This is a genomic window from Niveispirillum cyanobacteriorum (genome assembly GCF_002868735.1).
GTDB classification, from domain to species: Bacteria; Pseudomonadota; Alphaproteobacteria; order Azospirillales; family Azospirillaceae; genus Niveispirillum; species Niveispirillum cyanobacteriorum.
Genome location: NZ_CP025611.1, coordinates 242,501 through 264,368, shown reverse-complemented (window position 1 = coordinate 264,368; position 21,868 = coordinate 242,501). Strand labels below are relative to the sequence as shown.

Sequence of the window (21,868 nt, the reverse complement as noted above, 5' to 3'; positions counted from 1 at the left end):
TTCTGGCATCCTGGACAAAGGAAAATCTGAAATGAAAGCGCTTGCATGGCCTGATAACTATGGTATGTCTTATAACAAAATAAGCCCGTGCGACACAGTATCCGGGCCAATCCCAGGGAGGTGACGATGCGTAAGCCAACAACCAAGGGTGAAGTGCGTCTGCTTGCCGGAAGTGCGATCGGCTTGGCCTTGATCGCGATGGCCGGTGTGCCGGCCATGGCGCAGGAGGTGGTCAAGCCCCCTGCCCGTCAGCAGCAACCCGCCACCACAGCAGATCGGGCGCCGGCCAATACAGCCAGCGAAAACCCGCAGGAAATCGAAGAAGTCGTCGTCATCGGCACCAGCATCCGTGGGATTGCAGCCGTCGGCGCCTCCACCGTCACTGTCTCTCGTGAAGACCTGGCCGCAACCGGCCGCAACTCACCCGTCGATGTCGTGCGCGAACTGCCCCAGCTTCAGGGCCTGGGCTTCGATGATGCGCCGCGGGTTGGCCAGAATGCCGGGGGCAATATCCAGCGTGGCCGGTCGGTGAATATCCGTGGCCTGGGCAGCAACGCCACCTTGCTGCTGATCGACGGTAACCGCGTCGCCCCGTCCGGCAATGTCTTCTCCTTTACAGAGGCCGATCAGTTGCCCGTCGCCGCCATTGAGCGGATCGACGTCATGACGGACGGCGCCTCAGCCATCTATGGTTCCGATGCTGTGGCAGGCGTCATCAACTATGTGACACGCAAGAATTTCAAAGGCGTCGAGGTCACGGGCCGCCATAGCTTTACCGATGGCTATGAGCAATCGGGCGGCAGCATCATCGGCGGCCATGCCTGGGACAGCGGCAACATCGTGGTCGCCTTCGACCATGATGTGCGGGGCATGATGATGCAGGGCGAGAGCCCCTATCTGCGCCAGGATCTGCGTCCGCTGGGCGGGCCGGATACCCGCATCCGCACCAACAATGCCACCGCGGGCACACCGGGCAACATCGTGGTTCCGCGCAGCACCAACAATCCCACCCTGCCGACAGCGGGCCGGTTCGACTATTACGGCATTCCCGCCGGGTCCAGCGGTACGGGCATTACGGCGGGCCAGCTTCTGCTAAACCAGCCCAACCTGGCCGATCAGGCGGACTATACCTCCTACCTGCCGAAGACCGTGAAGAACCAGGTTTCCATGACGGCCCGGCAGGAGATCACGCCCTGGCTGACGGCCAATGTCCTGGCCTTCTACAACAAGCGTGACAGCACGCTCTACTCATATCCTCAATCCGGCGTGCGCACCCTGCCCGCCACCAGCCCATACTATGTGCAAGGCGTGCCCGGCGTGGCACCGGGCGCACGGCAGACGGTAGTCTTCTCGCTTTATAAGGATATCGGGGTTGGTGAGACCAGCATCACCGACGAGCAGACCCAGTTCAGCGGCAATCTGCGCGCCGACCTGACCAATGACTGGGCCGCCCAGTTCATTGCCAACTATTCGCGCAACAAGAACTGCGCCAACTGCATCGACGAGTTGAACAACAATGTCAGCGCCACGGCGTTGCAACGCGCGCTGGACAATGGCACCTACAACCCGTTCAGTTCCGCCCCTGCATCACAGGATGTGCTGCGCACCATCCTGCCGTCTGCTTTCGACCGAAATAAATCGACTTTGCAGGAATATACGCTGCGCTTCGATGGCCCCCTGTTCGAGTTGCCGGCCGGCACCGTGAAGGCCGCCGTCGGCGCCAGCTATCTTGAGCTGACCCAGTGGCGCAGTGCTATCGGTGTTCAGGCATCCTCCGATGTCCCCCTGGCCGATGCCGACCGAAATATCCGCGCGGCCTATGCTGAGATTTACCTTCCACTGGTCGGGGAGGAAGCGGGCGTTCCGCTCATGCAGAGCCTGGATTTCAACGTGGCCGTCCGGACGGAACGCTACTCCGATGTCGGCACCACCACCAACCCGAAATTCGGCGTCAATTGGGGTGTCACAGACGGGGTCAAGCTGCGTGGTGTCTGGGGCCGGTCCTTCCGCGCGCCGAACCTGATCGAAAGCAATCCTGAAGTATTCAGTCGTGTCAGGCTGGAAACCATCGCGAATGCCGCACGCGATAGCGCCCTTCCGCCCGGAAACACTGCCGCGGGCACCAGCAATGTCGTCAATGTCACTGGCAGCAACAACAACCTGACGCCGGAGAAGGCCACCAGCTACTCCCTCGGCTTCGATTACGAGCCGGAATGGCTGCGCGGCCTGCGGGCGTCGGCTACCTATTATAACGTCAAATATTCCAATCAGATCATTGGCTTGCAAGGCTTCGGCGCGACCTTCCTGGCCAGCCCAACAAACCGGGCTCTGTTCGCGCCGTATATCACAGTGGCGCCGCAGCCATCGACCTGCGTCAATGGCAATCCCGCCACCTACAATGCCGCCTATCTTGTCGCGCTCAGCCGGCCTTCAGTGGCCGCCATTGATCAAAGCAATTTCTGCTCCGCCCAGGCGATCACGGATACGCGCAATGCCAATGCGGCGGCGGTGAAGCAGGACGGGATTGATATCACGCTGAACTACCGGTTCGAGACGGGCGAAAGTAACTGGATGCTGAGCCTGAGCGGCACCAAAATCCTGAACAACGACCTGCAACTGACCAGCACGGGCAGCTATACAAATGCCCTGGACATCATGAACCAACCGATCAGCGAGCGTGGGCGGGCGGGCATTACCTGGAATATGGGCCCGTACACTGTGGCCCCGGCCCTCAATTATGTCGGCTCTTATACCAATAACATTCCCATTACCGTGAACGGCGTCACCCTGCCGGTCGAGAAGGTGCCCGCCTGGGTTACGTTTGATGTGATGATGGGTTACGAGTTCTCGGAACTTGGCAGCTGGGGCGAGGGGCTGCGCGCCTCCTTCAATGTCCGCAATCTGATGGACCGCAATCCGCCCATCGTGCTGTCGGCCAACGGCAATGCCTTTGATCCGCAGGGCGCCAATGTCTTTGGCCGGATGGTGAGCTTCCAGCTCAGCAAGTCCTTCTGACGGGAGCACCGATCATGACAAAGCGCATGTCCCTTACTGCGGCGTTATTCGCATTGTCACTGCCGTTGACAGCCATTGCGCAGACGGCACCGATGCCGACGGCTCCCCCCAATCCGGCCGCGGTGATGGAGGCGGATGCAAGCCTGCCGACACACACACTTTATCGTCCCGGAAATCTGTCGGCGGTGACAGGCAAGCTGCCCATCGTCGCCTGGGGCAATGGTGGCTGTGCCGATATCGGCAACGCCTTCAAGACATTCCTGACCGAGCTTGCGGCACAGGGCTATCTGGTGCTGGCGGGCGGTCCCATCAATCAGGCGCTGGAATCCGGTGCCAGCATGCGGGACCTTCCACGCACCCAGAACAATACCGACCAGATGTTCCGTTCCATCGACTGGGCGATTGCCGAAAATGGTCGGAAAGGCAGCCCCTATTTCGGTCGTCTCGATACAAAAAAGATCGCGGTGATGGGACAGAGCTGCGGCGGGCTTCAGGCTATCGCGGCGGGTGGAGACAAACGGGTATCAACCGTGGTCGTCCTCAACAGCGGCATTATCCGGGGGGGTATCCCCAACCCCGATGGCACGATTCGGCAGCCCGCCGGCGTCGTGCCGGCCACCGAACCCGACCTGCACAAGCTCCACACCCCGGTGCTTTATCTGATCGGGGGCCCGAAGGATCAGGCCTATAAAAGTGCGGAGACCGATTTCGACGCCATTCAAGGCCTGCCCGTCTTCAATGGCAACCTGGATGTCGGGCATGGCGGCACCTGGAGAGAGGCCGGCGGCGGTGCGATGGGTTCAGCCGTCATCGACTGGCTGAACTGGCATCTGAAAAATATCGACAAGGCCAGCGCCACCTTTACCGGCTCCGACTGCACGCTCTGTAAAGATCCGAAATGGACGGTGAAGAAAAAGAATATGCCGTGAGGTGACCTGCTCCCTGGAAATGTTTGCGATGTGGAGTAGAGGCCTCCTGACCGAGGAGGGCTATCGGATAAAGAAGAGCCGTTTCAGCGAAGAGCAGATTATGGGGATCCTGCGGGAGCAGGAGGTTGGGCAGAAGGCGGCGGAGATTTGCCGCCGGCATGGGGTTTCGGAGGCGACGTTTTGGGCCTGGAAATCGAAATAGGGTGGGCTTGACGTCTCGGAGGCCAAGCGGCTGAAAAGCGTGGCGGATGAGAATAGCCGCCTGAAGAAGCTGCTGGCCAAGGCGATGCTGGACAACACCATGCTGCGCGAGTTTGCAGGAAAAAGTGGTGAGGCCTGCGGCTCAACGCCGGACGATCCGCTACCCATCACGGCGCCCCGATGACGGTGCCTTGCGGGGCAGGCTGCGGGAGTTGGCATCGGAGCGGCGGCGGTTCGGCTCCCGGCGTCTGGGATATCTGCTGACCCAGGAGGGTATGGCGGTGAACCATAAGAAGCTGCTGCGGATTTACCGGGAGGAAGGGCTGGCGGTACGCCGGCGGCGGGGTCGTAAACGCGCGCTGGGCACGCGGGCGCCGATGACTCTTCCGCAGGCTCCCAACCAGTGCTGGGGCCTGAATTTCGTGTCTGACGCGTTCAGCGACGTAGGGCGGTTCCGCATCCTGGCCGGTGTGGGTGATTTCTCGCGCGGATGCTTGGCCTAGTGGCCGACACCTCGCTGTCCGGCAAGCGGGTGGCGCGGGAGTTGGATGCCCTTGTCGCTGTGCGGGGCAAGCCGCTGATGATCGTCAGCGGTAATGGCACCGAACTGACTTCCAGGGCAATCCTGGCCTGGACGCAAGCCAAATGGGGTCGAGTGGCACTATATCCAGCCTGGCGAACCCACTCAGAACGCGTTCGTGGAAAGTTTCAACAGACGCTTGCGCGATGAATGCCTGAATGAACCCCTATTCCACGGACTGCGGCACGCCCGCCTTTCAAGACCGGGGCATGCCCCCGGTCCTGAATGTCCCTCAACCCCAATGCCAAACCAGAGGTCCCTACTTATAAACGGTGACAATCAGGGGGGCAGATCAGATCAGCCGGGTGCGTCGCGCAGTGCCGGCTTGGCGTTATCCGCATGGGTTCCTGCCCCCGCGAAGGTCTCAATTCGGAAGCTGAACCGTGTGACCACCAGCTTGGTCCGATACTGCATATGCGGCTGCCCCACAGCATCCCAGCTTGTGTCCCCACCAACACCGGATTGCGCGGCATCAATCAGCAACGTTCCGTCACCATGGGGAACGATATCGGTGGATTTCCACGTGCCGGGCGGACGCCGATACAGATCGGTATAAGGAAAGGCCAGAGCGTTCATCATCAGCGGCGTATCGCCGACCACACGTACCCCCGCCCCTAGACCACCGGACAGTTCCAGCCACCGGACATCAACTTTGTTGCCGGTGTCCTGTGGCCGCATATAGTCATGGTTCTGGTCAGCAACCGGCCCCCGCCACAGGCCGATGGCCGCCGATGTCTTGCGGTCGACATAGCTTTCGTGCGGCCCACGCCCGTACCATTGCACCGTGGACAGGGCCGGGTTGGTGGTGAACCACAGGCCGATACGGGTCGGCGGCGGCAGGTCATCCTTCAACGGGACCATCTCGCCCGTCACCTGGACGGTGCCGTCGCCCTGCATCTGGTATCGGGTGGTAAAGCGGGCGGCACCACCGCCCAACGTGTGCTCTACCGTAACGCTACCGCCCACCGTTCCACGATCGACCACAAGATTTCGAAGCTGCCGGCGCTCCGTCATCGTCTTCCAGGCATATTCCCGCCCGACCAGCACCACCGACAAGGTGCCGGTCGCCAGATCGTTATCCGTCTCGGCGCGGTAAAAATTGGGTGTACCGCCGGCCAGCAGATGCTTGCCATCGCGGCTGTAACCCGTCAGCAGGCCCGTCTTGGCATCGATGTTGAGGACCGCCCCAGCTGCCATCAGCCGGACATGGCCGTCCCGCTCATCGACCTCCACCGTCCCTTTTGCAGCGTTGCGCGTAATGGCCGTGGGTGCGGCCAGGGTAAACTGTTCCCACCCGACCACATGGCCCGCAGGGACCAAGGGTACCGTTCCATCCTTCGCGGTTACACGTATCGTGATCAGATACTCCGCACCCGGTTTGCGGGGCAATGACGGTATCGGAATGACGACATCCTCGGCAGCGCGGGCTGCCGTATCCAGCTGCGGAAGATCCCCCCGCGCCACCGCGACACCGTCCTCTTCCACCACCCAATCGAAGGCAAAGCCAGACAGGTCCAGGAAATCATGCCGATTGCGCACAGTCACCCGACCGGTTGCCGGATCGAACCCGTCAAACTGAATGGGGGACTGCACCTTCTGCACTTCATACAGGTGCGGGTTCGGAGTGCGGTCGGGCTGGATCAGACCGTCGCCGAACTCAATGTCGCCCCCCGGATTGGGGCCGTACTCGCCGCCATCACCCCAGTAGCGACGACCATCCTTGGTGTAGCGGTACATGGACTGATCCACCCAATCCCAGATGAAGCCGCCCTGCAGCTTGTCAGGATAGCGGTAGATCGTGTCCCAGTAATCCTTGAAATTGCCGCCGCCATTGCCCTGCATATGGGCATATTCGCATTGGATCATGGGCTGGGTGCGGCTGGGATCGGTGGCCCAATCCACCATCTTCTCGATATCGTCATACATGGGGGCATAGATATCGACATAGGCATTGGGCCGGTGTTCCCAGGCGATGGTGCCCCAACCCAGGAAGGACAGCAGGCGGCCCGGATCGCGCTTGCGGGCGGCAGCGGCGGCTTTCTCGAAACTGGGTCCGATGGCCGTTTCATTGCCCAGCGACCAGAAGATGATGGAGGGGTGGTTCTTGTCCCGCTCCACCATGTTCATGACCCGGCTGATATGTGCCTCTTCCCAGGCCGGATCGAAACCCATGGCCAGCTTGTCGCGGAATTCGGGGTACCGGGTGGACAAGCCCAGATAGGCGTGGCTCTCATTATTGGCCTCGTCCATGACATAAAGGCCATATTCATCGGCCAGTTCGTACCAACGCGGATCGTTGGGATAATGCGATGTCCGCACCGCGTTGAAATTATTGAGCTTCATCAGCTCAATATCACGCCGCATGCTGGCTTCGGAGATGACGTGGAACGTCTCCGGGTCATGTTCATGGCGGTTGATGCCTCGGATGGTGATGGGCTTGCCATTCACCCGCACCTGCCCGCCCTTCATCTCCACCGTGCGAAAGCCGATGCGCTGCGGAATGGCCTGCAACAGCTTGCCGTCCGCATCCAGCAATTCGACCAGGGCGGTATAGAGCTTGGGCGTCTCCGCACTCCACGGCTGCACGCCTGGGACGGTGGCGGATAGGGTGACGACCCGTTCGGCCTTGCCCGCCCTCACTTTCGCTTCCCGGACCAGCACCTCTCGCCCGCCATCCAGCAGGGTCAGTCGAACACTGGCCGCCTTTGATCCCGGCGTGATGGCAATGTCCGTGGACAGGGTGCCGTCACGGTAATCCTTGTCCAGACCTGCGCGCACGAACAGATCGCGCACCCGCACCTTTGGCACAGCATAGAGCCGGACCGACCGTTCGATCCCCGATACGCGCCAGAAATCCTGATCCTCCATGTATGAGCCGTCGGCCCAGCGGAAGACCTGGATGGCCACCATGTTGCGGCCCGGCTTCAGATATGGGGTGACGTCGAAATCGCTGGGAAGCTTGCTGTCTTCCGCGTATCCGACCTTTTGTCCATTGACCCAGACATAATAGGCGGCACCCGCCGCACCGATATGCAGAATTACATTCTGTCCCGACCAGTCCGCCGGCAGGTCGAAATCCCGGCGGTAGGAACCGACAGGATTCGTCTCATGCGGGATCAGGGGCCGGTTGGCCGGGAACGGGTATGTCGCGTTGTTGTATCGGGCCTGATCGTAGCCCTCCGCCTGCCACATCGACGGCACCTTGATCAGGGGCCAGGCGGATACATCATAATCCGGCCGTTCAAAACCGTGGGGCAGGCTGTTGGCTGACGGGGTGAAGTGGAAATGCCACTGCCCGTCCAGTGACAGATGGCGGCCCGATTTGGTCCGGTCACCGCCCAACGCCAGATCGCGGCTTTCATAGCCGAACATGGTAGCACTGGCCGGCAGGCGCCCCCGCTCATTCACCGCCGGATTTTCCCAGTCCGGTCGACGCGGATCGACCTGTACGGGGTCCATGTTGGGCACCACGGCCTCCTGGGCGGCGGCAGGCAGCACCAACGCCAGGGCACAGGTGCAGAGAAGCAGACGGCCAAACCTCGTCATGGATCACCCTTCGATCATGGAAGCCAGATGATAAACGAATGCAGCAGCGGGAATGACATAAATTATCTGATTTGTATTACTTTTGCCGCAGACAAAAAATTGGGAGCGGCCAGCCGACCGCTCCCAGTGGAGGGAAATAGAGGATGCTCAGAGGCCGGTCAGCCCCCGAACTTCCAGCGCAACGCCGCACCAAAGACGCGGCCATTGACATAGTGCTGGCGTTCCACGCCCGTGTAATAGCCGGGCTCGCCATAGAAGCGGTTCGGTGCGGCATTGGTAAGGTTTGATGCCGTCAGCGAAATCTGGAAACCTTCGGGCAGGTTGAAGTTCAACGACGCGTCCAGCAGACCAAAGGCCTGGATGTAACGGCTGTCCACGGGGTTCAGACCGATGGCCGTGAACTGTGCCCGCGACCGGTAGGTGTAGACGATACGGGCCGACATGAAGTCGTCCTCATACATCCCGGTCAGGGAGTAGTTATACTTTGACGTGAAGGGCTGGACCGAGTTCACCAGAATGCCCGATGACAGCAGCACGGGGTTCTTCGTATCCACATAGGTGAAGCTGGCCGATGCGCCGAAATTATGCAGGTATTCCGGGATGAAGTCATAATCCAGGAAGCTTTGTGCCGCGACTTCCACACCCTTTGCCCAGCCTTGCTGCGCATTGACGGTGCGGGTCACAAGATACTGACCACCGGAGCAGCCATTCAGGATGGCGCCGGTATATGTGAAGCCCGACACGGCTTCACAGGTCGCGATCTGGCTGAAGAAACCATCAACCTTCTTGTAGAAGAAGCCGATGGAGGCGTAGTTGGCACCAGAAATATAATGTTCGAAGGACAGATCGAAGCTGTCACCCTTCTGCGGCTTCAGATCGGGGTTGCCGACGGATGCCGTACCGCTGCCCGCATTGACAACGACGGAGGGGTTGAGCGACTGCGGATCAGGCCGTGTGATACCCTTGCCGTAACCGAAGCGGATCAACGTATCGTCGGAAACATTACCGATGATGTTCAGCGTGGGCAGAACGTCGGTGTAGGAACTGGTCGCCTCATTCGGCATGATGCCGGTGGAGGTGTTGACCTGGGCACGGGCATAGGTATCGGTCTTGACGATACGCACGCCGGCATTGCCTTTGATGGCATCATCCATCAGACGGAAGCTGGCCATGCCATAGCCGGCATAGGACTTTTCCTCAAACCGACGGTTATTGACCGCAATTTCCGGCTCCGTGCCCGCCGTCAGGATGCCGGCCTGCGGGAACAGGTTCTTGATCGTGTCGCCATACAGCGCATGCGGATCAAAAATCAGGTAACCGCCGGTATAGCCCATCTTGCCGTCCATAAAATTGTTCGGCGTGGCGATAATGGTTCCGACGCTACCCATGCTGATGGCATTGGACCCGTTGGCGGCCAGGGCCAGACCATTTGTGGTCAGGTTCTTGCCAGCCAAAGTGAAGTCACGGAACGTGTCGTTCTGCGTGGCATAGCGGAAGCCGAACTTCACATTCTCCAGGAAGCCATCATCAAAAGAGCGGGTGATGTCGGCCTTGGCGGCGATACCATCGTCGCGCCAAGTGTTGGGATAGGTCCCGTACTGGTTATAGTTCCAGGTGGTGGCAGCGGCGACATCGGGCCCGCCGATGGTCACGCTGGTCGGACGGGTCGACAGATCGCGGGTCAGGTCCCAGCTCAACCCAGGTGCCGACGCGAATGTAAGGCCGCGACCATCATTATCGCGGTCAGCCTTCACATAAGTAAGGTCGAACGCAACCTCCAGATTGTCGGCAGCCTGCCACTTGCCGCCACCGGCGACGACCGTGGTCTCATAATCCACATGGTTGCCACCCTCCGTGATGGACAGGCCGGAGCCCAGGAAGGTGCCGCCTGTCAGCAACCGGCCGGCCAGCAACTCGTCAGCGCCACCATTGATGTTGCGGTTGGTCAGGCCTTCGGTCGCCTGGAACGGCGTTGTCGTCAGGTTGCGGACATAACGGCTGTTGCTGGACCCAAGGAACCCATATTCCTGGTCATAGCGATAGAAATTGTAGAGACCCTCGACATAGAGTTCGAGGTCGGGATTGGGCTTGTACTGCACCATGCCGTTCACGCCCTTGCGGGTACGGACGTAGCTTTCCCAGCCGATTGTCGGGTTTTCACCCAGCACGGCGATCAGACCGGACCGGTCGCCCGTCACGCTGGACGGCGTGACATTGGCCAGATAATTGACATCCGAACGGCCGACATAGGCGGAATTGTACAAACCGGACGCGGCACCCGCCGCATATTCGGCGCTGGCGGCATTAATCGCGCGGCGATAGGAGATGCCGCCGGCACCCGGCGTATTGTCGCCGCGATTGACCGTCCGCATGTAGCCACCGGCCAGCATGACGCCGATCTCCCCATCACCCACGTCCCAGGTCTGCGACACCAGGCCGAACATTTCCGGCTCGGCATCCTCGGACAAATCGTTGTAGCGGCCACCGACGGACAGGGTCGCGGTCGTGCCCTTCATCTCCAGCGGGCGACGGGTACGGACATTGACGACGCCGCCGATGCCGCCCTCGATATGCTCCGCGGTCGGGTTCTTAAAGACATCGACACCCGCGACCATGGCCGGCACCATGCCCTCGATATTGAATTCGCGCTGACCGGCGGTGAAATAGGCGCGGCCATTGACGCGGGATGCCGTCTGACCGGTCAGGCCGCGCACCGTGATGCCGGAGCCGGTGCCAACCGGCGACGCCGCTTCACCCCCGAAACGATAAGCCTGCACGCCCGGCACACGGGTCAGCGTCTCCGCCACGCTGGGGTCCGGCAGCTTGCCGATATCGTTCGCAGTGATACTGTCCACCACTTCGATGGCGTTCTTCTTCAGCATGGCATTGGTTTGCAGACTGGCCCGCATGCCTGTCACAACAATTTCTTCCAGCTGCTGATCGCCGCCAGCCGTCTGCGCGTAGGCGGAATGAGCCAATGCGGCCACGGAAACCGTCGCCAGCAGTCGGACAAGGCTATCCTGCAGAAAATTCTTCATATCGCTCCTCCCCAGGACCGTCGGCGCCATGCGCGGCGGTCGTTGTTTCTATTTGTCTGATAAATTAGGTATCGTTATCAGGATGACCTGTCAACCTCATTTCGCCACCCCCCTGCACTTTTGTTGCAGGGCTGTAATCGGGGTAAAAATCCAGCTGAAGCGGCAGCGGGCGCACGGGAGCCATGAACCGACATATCATGCTGAAAAATATGGATAAAATATCCAAGGGAAAAATCGCGTTGGCGCAACACGCACCCCGGCAACAGGCCCTGAACACGTCTGATAACGATAATTTATGTTAGCGGATGCGCACACTAGTTACCCCGCCACCAATGTCGATATCGGCAGCGGTCAATGGCCGGCCCTCGATGGAAACATCCTCAATCAGGACGTTCTGAACCGGACCACCATCAGGATGCCCAGCTATCACCGGGCGATTGGTTCCCGCTTCGCGGAACTGGACATTCCGCAGGGTGACATTCTGCACCCCGCGCCCGTGGGCGTGGCTGTAGCTTTTGTTGAAAACAGTGCGAAAATTGAAGGGCATCCCCTCCTCGATCCGCTCCACGCGCACATTCTCGAACAGAACATCCCGTACCAGATTGCCATCGCTGTTGGAGATGGCCAGCGCGCCCTGGTATTCCGGATCATCCTCATCATGTTCCAGGATGTCGATATCGCGGAATGTCAGGTTGGCAATGGTTTCGGCAGCACCCGGCGTGCCATGCAGGCCGATATTAACGGGGTGCGCAATGTCAGCCCACAAGATCGCACGGGTGATGAGGTAATTACGTGCGTCGCCCCGATAATCCCAGCGGCCGCCATAGATAGCGATATTATCATCGGAATTTCGCAGGAAGACATCATCCACGCGCACATCCGAACAACTCATGAAATCGAGGCCGTCAGTCCAGCTGCCGATGCTGATCGCTTTGAAATCCGTGATTGTGATGCCCGTTGATTGCCCACACTGAACTGAATAATGGCCAGGATTGACGATAGTCGGCCCATCGATCCCGATATTCCGGGCATGGGCAACCAGAATGCCCTCATCCTTTGCCTTCGTGATCAGGCCGTGACCGGTCAGTTGCACATTGAGCGTTCCGCGCAGGTCGATACCGCCCTCCAGAATGGCGCCGGGCGCAAAATAGACCCGCGTGTCTGACGGAATGACAAAGCGGTCAGCCCCTTCCGGCGGCACATGGATGCCGGGTCCAAAAACCTTGATGCCGGGGCTATCTTGCGCCGGAACCGGGGGCCGTATGGCACCGGCGAACAGGTGCAGATTGCCCAACCGGTCGCCATCGAACTCCACCGACAGCTTGCGGGGTTGATCCAACCGGAAAATGGCCGTGTCCCCGTGGAGGGTCGGCTCCACACCCGCCGATGCGGGGCGGATTTGCACCCGCCGGACATCGCCGTTGTTGCGGCGGACAGCGACCTCCACCGGCCCATCCATGTCGAACAGGACCATGCTGGCATCGCGTTTCTGATCATTATCGACCCGAACACGATATTCATAGAGATCGCGCCAGGAACCGCCCGGTTGCCTCACACGGACGGTATAATCATCATTGGCGCTGGACCAGAAGGCCTTGCCGGGCGGCGGCGGGTGGATCAGCGGCTCACCGGCCTGGCCGGCAAGCGTGAAGCCAAGCACACCCAGCGCGCATACTATGGTTTGCTTCATGACGTCTCCTGTCATGCAATGGACGCTGGCACCGGTCCCGTCGATTCCCGCTCCCGCAGGGCGAAGGGAACGACGTGATGGCGGACGGCGGGCGCGCCCCCACTCCGCCCTTCGCGGATGAATTCATTCAACGTTTCCATGGCCATACCGGCCATCTCCGCAATCGGTTGATGAACCGTTGTCAGTTGCGGCCAGAGAAGGGATGCGATGGGCGTGTCATCAAACCCAGCGATGGACAAGTCCGTTGGCACCCGCAAACCCAGCCCGAACGCAATCGCCGCGACCGCCGCCGCCATGTCATCGTTGCTGGCAAACACGGCGGTGGGCCGGGGACCGGCATCAACCAGCAGGCGGCGCCCGGCATCCAATCCCGAACGATAGCTGAAATCACCTGCCACCACACGATCCGCCCGTACCGGCTGCCCTGCCTGGGCCATGGCGGCACGGAAGCCCTCCTCGCGCCGCAGGGCGGGAGAATGGCGGGGATCACCCCTGACAAAGGCAATGTCGCGATGCCCCAGCGTCAAGAGATGCCGGGTCATGGCCCGCGCACCTTCAAAATCATCGATCAGCACGGCAGAGGAATGCGACCGAGGATCGGCAGTCGCAAAGCTGAGTGCGGGAATATCCGCCTGCCACAGCAAATCCAGCGCCTCCAGACTGTCGCAAAGCGGTGGTGGCAGGATCATGCCATCGACACCGGCTGCCACCAGCTTACGCACGGCATCCATGGCGTCGGGATGGGCGGCCACCGGCTCCACAACCAGCTGGCATCCGTCACGTCCCCCCTGCTGAAACGCCCCCATCAGGAACTCACCCAGATTGGACGAGCGGGGATTATTGAACAGCACGCCGATACGCAGGCTGCCCGCCCGAGCCATGCGCGCCGCCACGTTCGGCGTGTAATGCAGATCGCGGATCGCCGCTTCCACCTTCTGGCGCAGGGCGTCGCTCACCTTCGTACCATTCACGACACGCGACACGGTCATGGGCGAAACACCGGCCCGCCGCGCAACATCATGCACTGTCACCGCGGCCTTCCGGCGCCCCTGCGCGTCTGTCACAGCCGGGGGAGCGCCCTTTTCTGTGGTCGTCACCCTTCCCCTCACGATCTTTTTGAAGCCATTCCCGGCAAGTCGGAATGGCGGGCCGCACCTGTCGGCGGATATTCCATTAGCTGCGTCATGCACCTGATTACGATAACAGTCAATATGAACTTGCGTGACACCAGACAGAATCGACGTTTCTCGAGAGGCGCCTGAAAGTATGGCAATGATTATCCCTTGAGCCCACGCCGCATATCGGATAACGATATCCTTCAATAAGGCACATCAAAAAATCCGGGGAGGATTAAGATGCCCACTGGCGCTCCTGGAGCCAGACGGAACTACGCGCTGCTCAGTGCGTTCATGTTCCTGTTTTTCTTCGCACAGGCGGCATCCATGTCCTTTCTGGCCATCTGGCTGAAGGGGCCGATGGGCCTGACGGGGGCGGAGGCGGGGACCGTCTTTTCGGCCAATTTCATCGCCGCGATGCTGTGTCAGCCGCTTTATGGCTATATATCGGACCGCATCGGGCTGAAGCCACGCGTACCGCTGTTCATCGCCGGCATGGTGGCCCTGTCGGGTCTGTTTTTCCCTTTCGTCTATGCGCCCTTGCTGCAGACCAATGTCGTGGCGGGTGCTGCGGTCGGCGGGCTGTATCTAGGCCTGACTTTCGTGGCCGGCTCCTTCGCACTGGAAAGTTTTGTGGACCGGGTCGGCCGCCGCTATGGTTTTGAGTATAGCCGGGCGCGGCTGTGGGGATCGCTCGGCTATGCCAGCGCCGCCGTCTTCACGGGCCGGTTTTACAACATTGATCCCAGCATCAATTTCTGGATGGCATCGGCGGCGGGACTGCTGCTGATCCCCGTCATCCTGGCTGCCCGCATCGAACCCGATCCGCAGGAACAGGCCAAGGCGCAGGCTTTGACGCCGCGTGAATCGCTGACCATTCTGTCAGACCGTAAATTCTGGGGATTTATGGTGCTGATCCTGGGCGTGACCAACCTGTATCTGGTCTATGATCAGCAGTTCCCCGTCTATTTCGCCTCCATGTTCCCGACGCCCGCCGAGGGCAATGTGATGTTCGGGTACCTGAACTCTGCCCAGATCTTTGTTGAGGCGGGGATGCTGTTGATCGCACCCTGGATCGTGATGCGGACGGGGGCCAAGAATGGCTTGCTGATCGCCGCTGGCATCATGATCGTGCGCATTGCCGGGTCGGCGGTGGTGACAACGCCGCTGGGCATTTCCTCCATGAAGATGTTGCATTCGATTGAGCTGCCGATCCTGGCCGTCTCCATCTTCCGCTACATCGCCTATCATTTTGACAGCCGCTTTGCCTCGACCATCTATCTGGTGGGCGTCAGTTTCGGACATTCACTGGGTCTGGCCATCCTGTCGCCCGTTGTCGGGGCAGGCTATGACCATTTCGGGTTCAAGACCACCTATCTTCTGATCGCTGCCGGGGCCTTGGCCTTCTGGGTTGCCTCCATCTTTGCGCTGTCCACGACGCCGCGCACCGATGCGCGGGGCCGCCCGCTGGATGAACCGGACATTGCCCCCGTTCCAGAAACCCGCCCCGCCGCCGCCAACTGAGCGAGTGACGATGACATCTATCCATCACGAACCCATCCGCGACCCGTCGCGGCTGGCCGCCACCCCCCTGCCGACAGCAGGCGAACTGGACGCGGCCATCGCCCGTGTCCTGGCCCGCATCGACCGCGCCCTGCCCGCATTCATCGACCGGTTTCCCGCACCATCCAGCGAGAACCTGATCTATCCCGCCATCGACAATATCGAATGGACCAACGGTTTCTGGACCGGGATGCTATGGCTAGCCTATCAGGTGTCGGGCAAGGCTGCCTATCGGCACGCGGCGGAAACGCAGGTGCGGTCCTTCCTGGACCGGGCCGAACGGCGCATCGTTGTGGCCCATCATGATCTGGGATTCCTTTACACACCTTCAGCCTGCGCTGCTTACCGCCTGACCGGCAATGTCGATGCGCGCCGGGCCGGGCTGTTGGCGGCTGATCTGTTGCTGGAACGGTTTGATCCCGTGTCTGGCGTGATCCAGGCCTGGGGTGATCTGAACGACCCGGCAGAGGCCGGGCGGATGATCATCGACTGTAATCTGAACCTGCCCTTGCTCTATTGGGCGACGGCGGAAACCGGGGATGCAAAATATCATGCGGCCGCCGAACGTCACCTGACACAGGCGGCGGCGCATCTGGTGCGCCCGGATGCCTCCACCTTCCATACATTTCATATGGATACGCGTACCGGCGCGCCCCTGCGCGGTACCACCCATCAGGGTCATGCTGACGATAGTTGCTGGGCGCGGGGTCAGGCGTGGGGCATTTACGGTTTCGCGCTGGGTTATGCCCATTCGGGACGTGAAAGCCTGGTCGATCTGTCTGCGGCACTGGCCAATTACTTTTTGAACCGGTTGCCTGCGGATCTCGTCTGCCGCTGGGACCTGATCTTCACCGATGGCGACGCGCCGGCTGATACGTCCGCCGCCGCCATTGCCGCCTGCGGTCTTCTGGAACTGGTCCGGCACCTGCCGGTCAGCAATCCCGACCGTGATCTTTACACCCGCGCCGCCTGGGGCATGGCGCAGCGGCTGGATGCCGACCACCTGACCCCCATCGCGGGATCGAACGGCGTACTTGCCCACGGGGTCTATCACATGCCCAAACGCATCGGCGTGAACGAATGCTGCATCTGGGGTGATTATTTCTATCTCGAAGCGCTGGTTCGCCTGCGCCATGTCTGGAGGGCTTATTGGTGATCAGTCCATCGCGTCGCGGTCTTCTGGTCGGTGCGGCTGCACTGCCCTTGGCCACCGGAACCCAGGTTCTGGCGCAGAGCAATACCATTTCCCATAACGTCACCTCGCCCGATGGTAAGCTGGTCTTGCGCGTGGATGCGACCGGCCCGCGTTGGTCGGTGATCTATCGCGGGCGGGAGGTGATCGCACCGTCGCCACTGGCCCTGAAACTGGCCGATGGTAGCCTGCTGGGTCCCGGTGCCAGTGCCACGGGCGTCAGCCGCCGGACCATCACCGGCACCTGGACCCCGCCCTATGGCATCCGCACCAGCAGTACGGAGAATTGTGGCGAACTGACCGTGACCTTCACGGACGCCGCTCGCAAGATCAGCTTCGCCCTGGTGGCGCGGGCCTATGATGCCGGTGTGGCCATCCGTTTCCGCCTGCTATCGGCCCCCACACCGACGCTGACCCTCACGGGAGAGGCGACCGAATTCCGCCTTCCCGCAGAGGCGGTGTTGTATGTCAGCAGGGATGAAGGCGAATATCAGCGCACAGTGCAGACCAATGTCGCGCCCGTCCCGCATCCCGACCTGACCGAAAGCTGTGATCAGGAGGTCCTGGCCGATACGCCGATCACGGCGCAACTCTCCGATGGCACCACCCTGCTGATCAGCGAAAGCGACCGTATCCATTATCCGCGCGTCATGTTGCGCAGCGGGCCGTCCGGACTGGTCACGCATCTGATGCGGTTTCCCGGTCGCGCCACCGGCTATTCCGGGCCGGGCACCACGCCGCCGGAAGATAGCTTTACCGTGCCTGTGCCGTTCGACACGCCCTGGCGTGTCGTCATGGCGGGGCCGGATGAAAAAAGCCTGATCGAAACCCAGGACCTGATCCCCACACTGGCCACGCCCAACATCCTGGGCGATGTCAGTTGGATCAAGCCAGGGCGGGCTGTGCGCATCCGTGAATATACGACCCAGGCGGGACTGGACACCGTGGATTTCGCGGCGGCACGCAAGCTGGATTTCGTGGAATGGGATGCGCATTGGTACGGCGACGGCACCGACCCCAGCGACGCCACCTATGCCATCCCGGCCATTGATATCCGCCGCGTTATTGATTACGCCCGGTCCAAGGGGCTGGGCATGATCCTTTACGTGGACCGGGTGCCGGCGATGCGGCAGTTGGACGCCATCGTGAAGACCTACCAATCCTGGGGCGTGGCCGGCATCAAGTTCGGCTTCATCTGGGAAGGGCGGCAATCGGATGTGGACTTCATCCATAATCTGGTGAAGGTCTGCGGCGAGCATAAGCTGCTGGTCAATCTGCACGATAATCTGCGCCCCGCCGGGTTGGAACGGACCCTGCCCAATTATGTGGCGCTGGAAGGTGTGCGGGGGAATGAACAATTCCCGACCTCACGCAATAACTGCACCCTGCCGTTCACCCGCGCCCTGTCAGGCCCGATTGACTATACGATCTGTTACGCCAACCCCAAGAACCAGACGACCAACGCGCATCAATTGGCGATGGCCGCCATCTACTATAACCCGCAGACCTTCCTGTACTGGTACGACAAGCCCAGCAAGTATGCCGGGCGCGATTGGCCGGAACTGGCGTTTTTTGATGAATGCCCCACGGTCTGGAGCGATACAAAGGCCCTGTCTGGCAAGATCGGTGAACATGTGGTGGTGGCGCGCAAGGCACGGGACGGTCGTTGGTTCCTGGGCGCCATCACCAGCGAGATGGGCATAACCCTGGCCATCGACCTGTCCTTTCTGGGCGATGGCCACTGGACCGTCCGGCGCTTTGCCGATGGCGCGCCCTCGGCCCCTGTCAACCGCACCCCCGTCACCATCACCACGGAAAAGGTGAGGGCCGGGGGCAAGCTGGAAATGGTCCTGTCGCCCCATGGTGGTCAGGCCATGATCTTTGAACGGGCGTAATGCTTGCGGCAACTGGTACCCCAATGGATAGTCGCGGCCACCCGAACAATAATAAGCCAGCAGTTGGAGGAAACATGTCGGTACGCAATGGCATCGTGACAGGCGCATTTCTGGCGTTGTTACCGCTATCGTTTTCGGTCGCAGACGCATCCTTGGTCACCGCCGACATCGGCATGAACCCCGGCATCTGGGTGCCGGATCAGGGTGATGGCACCTATATCAACCCCGTACTGAACGGGGATTATTCCGACCCCGATGTCGTGCGTGTCGGTGACGACTACTACATGACGGCATCCAGCTTCACCAACGTGCCGGGCCTGCCTGTGCTGCATTCCAAGGATCTGGTGAACTGGACCCTGATCGGGCATGCGCTGCCCCGGCTGGTGCCCGATGCCCATCACAGCATCCCCCGGCGTGGTGGCGGTGTCTGGGCACCAGCCATCCGCCATCACGCGGGCCAGTTCTGGATTTACTATCCAGATCCGGATTACGGCATCTATGTCGTGACTGCCACCAACCCCGCGGGCCCCTGGACGGCACCGGTGCTGGTGGATAGCAGCAAAGGTGCCATCGATCCCGCCCCCTTCTGGGATGAGGATGGACAGGGCTGGCTTGTTCATTCCTATGCCGCTTCACGGGCGGGGGTGGAGAAGAAAAACCGCGTTGTCCTGAAACGACTGTCCCCCGATGGGCAGCGCACCCTGGATGACGGTGTGGTGATCGTTGACGGCAATACGCTGCCCCCGGTCATGACATCACAAGGTCCCAAGCCCTGGTTCACGACAGAGGGGCCGAAGCTCTACAAGCGCAGAGGCTGGTATTACATTTTCGCTCCGTCCGGCAGTGTGAAGGGCGGCTGGCAGGGTGTGTTCCGCGCCCGTGCCATCACCGGCCCCTATGAAGGCCGCTCCGTGATGGATCAGGGCGACACGCAATGGAACGGCCCGCATCAGGGGGCCTGGGTCGACACACCCACGGGCCAGGATTGGTTCATCCATTTTCAGGATGCGGACAGCTATGGCCGCCGCGTCATGCTGCAGCCCATGCGATGGGGCAGTGATGGCTGGCCCATCATCGGCGAACGGCAGAAGGGAATGCATTACGGACAGCCCGTCACCCGCCACAAAAAGCCCGACCTGCCGGCCCAACCCATCGCCGCCCTGCCAACCAACGATGATTTTGCCGATGGCTATCATCTGGGCTGGCAATGGAGCTCCAATCCCGCCGATGACTGGATCGACCGGTCGGTGAAGGGCAAACTGCGCCTGAAATCCGCCTCATCGTCGGCCAACCTGTGGGAAGCCGGCAATCTGCTGACGCAGAAACTGCCGGGCATGCGGTTTACAGCAACCACCAGCCTGACCCTGGCGGCGACACAGATCGGCGAACGGGCCGGGCTACTGGTTCTGGGATATGATTACGCCTGGATCGGCCTGGAAAACACCGCCGACGGGGTAAAACTGGTGCAGGTAACCCGCCTGAACGCCGATCATGGCGGCCGCAACGGACAGGTTCTCTCCAGTTCTGAAACGGTGCTGGCAGCCGGGGTCAGGGTCGACGGCCCCGTGCATGTCCGTGCCCGGTTTGAACCGGTAACAGTGGCCGAACCGGCACCCGGCTTTGCCCATTACTGGCCGTCGATGCTGCGCTCCACCCATGCGCGGGTACAGTTCAGCTACAGCCTGGACGGCGTAAACTTCAGCGCTATCGGCAAACCCTTCCAGACCCTGCCCGGTCGCTGGGTCGGCACACAGATCGGCCTTTTCGCGCAGGCTGCCGGTGGTACACCCGCCTTCAGTGCCACCCGTGTCGGCTATGCAGAGTTTGCGAGCTTTACCGTGACAGACTGAAACCTGTCATCGGGGCGATGCCGGCCCGGTGCTTTCCCGTTCGCGCAGGGCAAAGGGGGCCACATGGTGACGCACGGCGGGCACGGCGCCGGTTCGCCGTTCCTTGATGAAATCGGTCAGGATCTCCACGGCCTTAGACGCCATTTCGGCAATGGGTTGATGCACCGTCGTCAATTGCGGCCACATCAACGAAGCGATGGGCGTATCGTCAAAGCCGGCGATGGAAACATCGCCCGGCACCCGCAGCCCCATCCCCAGGGCGATGGCCATGATGGCCGCCGCCATATCATCATTGCTGGAGAAGATGGCCGTGGGGCGCGGGCCACCACCCGCCAGCAGGCGGCGCCCCACCTCCAGGCCGGAACGATAGCTGAAATCGCCTTGAACCACCCAATCCGGACGGATGACTTGTCCCGCCTGCGCCATTGCGGCGCGGAACCCCTCCTCCCGTCGCAACGCGGGGGAATGGCTGGGATTGCCCCGCACAAAGGCGATGTCACGATGCCCCAGCGTCAGCAAATGGCGGACGATGGCGCGCGCGCCCTCAAAATCATCCACCAGCACGGCACTGGAATGGGAACGGGGGTCAGCAGTGGCGAAACTCAGCGCGGCGATATCCGCCTGCCAAAGCAGATCCAATGCTTCCAGGCTGTCGCATAGAGGCGGCGGCAGGATCACGCCGTCGACACCGGTAGACACGAGTTTGCGTACCGCATCGACGGGTGTGGGATGTGCCGCCACCGGTTCAATCACCAGTTGGCTACCGTCACGCCCGCTCTGCTGAAACGCCCCCATCAGAAAGTCACCCAGATTGCCGGAGCGCGGGTTATTAAACAGCACACCGATCCGCATGGAACCCGACCGTGCCACCCGTGCAGCGATATTGGGAACGTAGTTCAATTGCCGGATGGCTGCATCCACCTTCTTGCGCAGGGGTTCGCGCACCTTGGTGCCATTGACGACCCGTGACACGGTCATGGGCGACACACCAGCCAGCTTTGCCACATCATGCACGGTGACAGCACTCTTGCGGCGCATGCCGCCTGCGGCATTGTCGTGATCGTCGCTGTTCGCCACCGCTTCCCCCCGTCGCGGCTTTCCGACAATATCACCGTCGACGCCGCACAATTGTCTGTTCTCAAGGACGTATAGGCTTGATCGGCAAGGATGGGAAGATAGCCCGACAACAAATGGCGATAACGATACCTTCACCGATCAATGAACTGATGGTGTGGATGCCCCCTTCTCCTGGGA

The 21,868-nt window shown here is 61.0% G+C and carries 11 protein-coding genes and 1 pseudogene; 7 read left to right on the top strand and 5 right to left on the bottom strand.

All coding sequences use genetic code 11. The annotated features are described in order from the left end of the window. Positions 1–126 precede the first annotated feature (126 nt). The 3 genes and pseudogenes from C0V82_RS01235 to C0V82_RS27405 form a co-directional block, all read left to right on the top strand. Positions 127–3,015 (top strand): TonB-dependent receptor plug domain-containing protein, encoded by a 2,889-nt coding sequence (locus tag C0V82_RS01235; protein WP_102110772.1) that lies wholly within the window; start codon positions 127–129, stop codon positions 3,013–3,015. A 14-nt stretch (positions 3,016–3,029) separates the two neighbouring features. Beyond that, a complete protein-coding gene (locus tag C0V82_RS01230; RefSeq protein WP_199772441.1) occupies positions 3,030–3,944 on the top strand; it encodes an alpha/beta hydrolase family protein in 915 nt (304 codons plus the stop codon). Between the two features lie 67 nt (positions 3,945–4,011). Continuing rightward, a pseudogene (locus C0V82_RS27405) lies at positions 4,012–4,918 on the top strand (transposase); the annotation flags it as partial. A 104-nt stretch (positions 4,919–5,022) separates the two neighbouring features. On the opposite strand, the gene C0V82_RS01210 reads toward C0V82_RS27405, so the two are convergent. The 4 genes from C0V82_RS01210 to C0V82_RS01195 all read right to left on the bottom strand — a co-directional run bounded on the left by C0V82_RS01210 (position 5,023) and on the right by C0V82_RS01195 (position 14,030). Next, positions 5,023–8,271, bottom strand: a complete 3,249-nt coding sequence (locus C0V82_RS01210) for a glycoside hydrolase family 2 TIM barrel-domain containing protein (RefSeq protein ID WP_102110769.1) — start codon at positions 8,269–8,271, stop codon at positions 5,023–5,025. Positions 8,272–8,429: 158 nt separating this feature from the next. Beyond that, positions 8,430–11,309, bottom strand: a complete 2,880-nt coding sequence (locus C0V82_RS01205; protein ID WP_102110768.1) for a TonB-dependent receptor — start codon at positions 11,307–11,309, stop codon at positions 8,430–8,432. 298 nt (positions 11,310–11,607) lie between these two features. Next, positions 11,608–12,999, bottom strand: a complete 1,392-nt coding sequence (locus tag C0V82_RS01200; RefSeq protein WP_158659648.1) for a glycosyl hydrolase family 28 protein — start codon at positions 12,997–12,999, stop codon at positions 11,608–11,610. A gap of 11 nt (positions 13,000–13,010) precedes the next feature. Then, positions 13,011–14,030 (bottom strand): LacI family DNA-binding transcriptional regulator, encoded by a 1,020-nt coding sequence (locus C0V82_RS01195; RefSeq protein ID WP_199772440.1) that lies wholly within the window; start codon positions 14,028–14,030, stop codon positions 13,011–13,013. A gap of 324 nt (positions 14,031–14,354) precedes the next feature. Here C0V82_RS01195 and C0V82_RS01190 point away from each other — a divergent pair, with 324 nt between their 5' ends. From C0V82_RS01190 to C0V82_RS01175, 4 genes are all read left to right on the top strand, one after another. Beyond that, on the top strand, positions 14,355–15,638 hold the full coding sequence (locus C0V82_RS01190; protein ID WP_102110765.1) for an oligosaccharide MFS transporter: 1,284 nt from the start codon (positions 14,355–14,357) through the stop codon (positions 15,636–15,638). A 10-nt stretch (positions 15,639–15,648) separates the two neighbouring features. Then, positions 15,649–16,833, top strand: a complete 1,185-nt coding sequence (locus C0V82_RS01185) for a glycoside hydrolase family 88 protein (protein WP_102110764.1) — start codon at positions 15,649–15,651, stop codon at positions 16,831–16,833. After that, positions 16,830–18,764: a glycoside hydrolase family 97 protein gene (locus tag C0V82_RS01180; protein WP_158659647.1), complete on the top strand. Its 1,935-nt coding sequence runs from the start codon at positions 16,830–16,832 to the stop codon at positions 18,762–18,764. The genes C0V82_RS01185 and C0V82_RS01180 overlap by 4 nt, the downstream gene beginning before the upstream one ends. Before the next feature lie 74 nt (positions 18,765–18,838). Beyond that, the gene (locus tag C0V82_RS01175) at positions 18,839–20,614 is read left to right on the top strand and encodes a glycoside hydrolase family 43 protein (protein ID WP_102110762.1); all 1,776 of its coding nucleotides are present in this window, start codon (positions 18,839–18,841) and stop codon (positions 20,612–20,614) included. A gap of 6 nt (positions 20,615–20,620) precedes the next feature. Here C0V82_RS01175 and C0V82_RS01170 read toward each other — a convergent pair whose 3' ends face one another. Next, a complete protein-coding gene (locus tag C0V82_RS01170) occupies positions 20,621–21,691 on the bottom strand; it encodes a LacI family DNA-binding transcriptional regulator (RefSeq protein ID WP_102110761.1) in 1,071 nt (356 codons plus the stop codon). Positions 21,692–21,868: the final 177 nt, after the last annotated feature.

Coding starts and splice junctions, on each gene's coding strand:
- C0V82_RS01205 (WP_102110768.1), bottom strand. CDS start 11,309: ATGAAGAATTTTCTGCAGGATAGCCTTGTCCGACTGCTGGCGACGGTT.
- C0V82_RS01230 (WP_199772441.1), top strand. CDS start 3,030: ATGACAAAGCGCATGTCCCTTACTGCGGCGTTATTCGCATTGTCACTG.
- C0V82_RS01190 (WP_102110765.1), top strand. CDS start 14,355: ATGCCCACTGGCGCTCCTGGAGCCAGACGGAACTACGCGCTGCTCAGT.
- C0V82_RS01200 (WP_158659648.1), bottom strand. CDS start 12,999: ATGAAGCAAACCATAGTATGCGCGCTGGGTGTGCTTGGCTTCACGCTT.
- C0V82_RS01185 (WP_102110764.1), top strand. CDS start 15,649: ATGACATCTATCCATCACGAACCCATCCGCGACCCGTCGCGGCTGGCC.
- C0V82_RS01210 (WP_102110769.1), bottom strand. CDS start 8,271: ATGACGAGGTTTGGCCGTCTGCTTCTCTGCACCTGTGCCCTGGCGTTG.
- C0V82_RS01235 (WP_102110772.1), top strand. CDS start 127: ATGCGTAAGCCAACAACCAAGGGTGAAGTGCGTCTGCTTGCCGGAAGT.
- C0V82_RS01175 (WP_102110762.1), top strand. CDS start 18,839: ATGTCGGTACGCAATGGCATCGTGACAGGCGCATTTCTGGCGTTGTTA.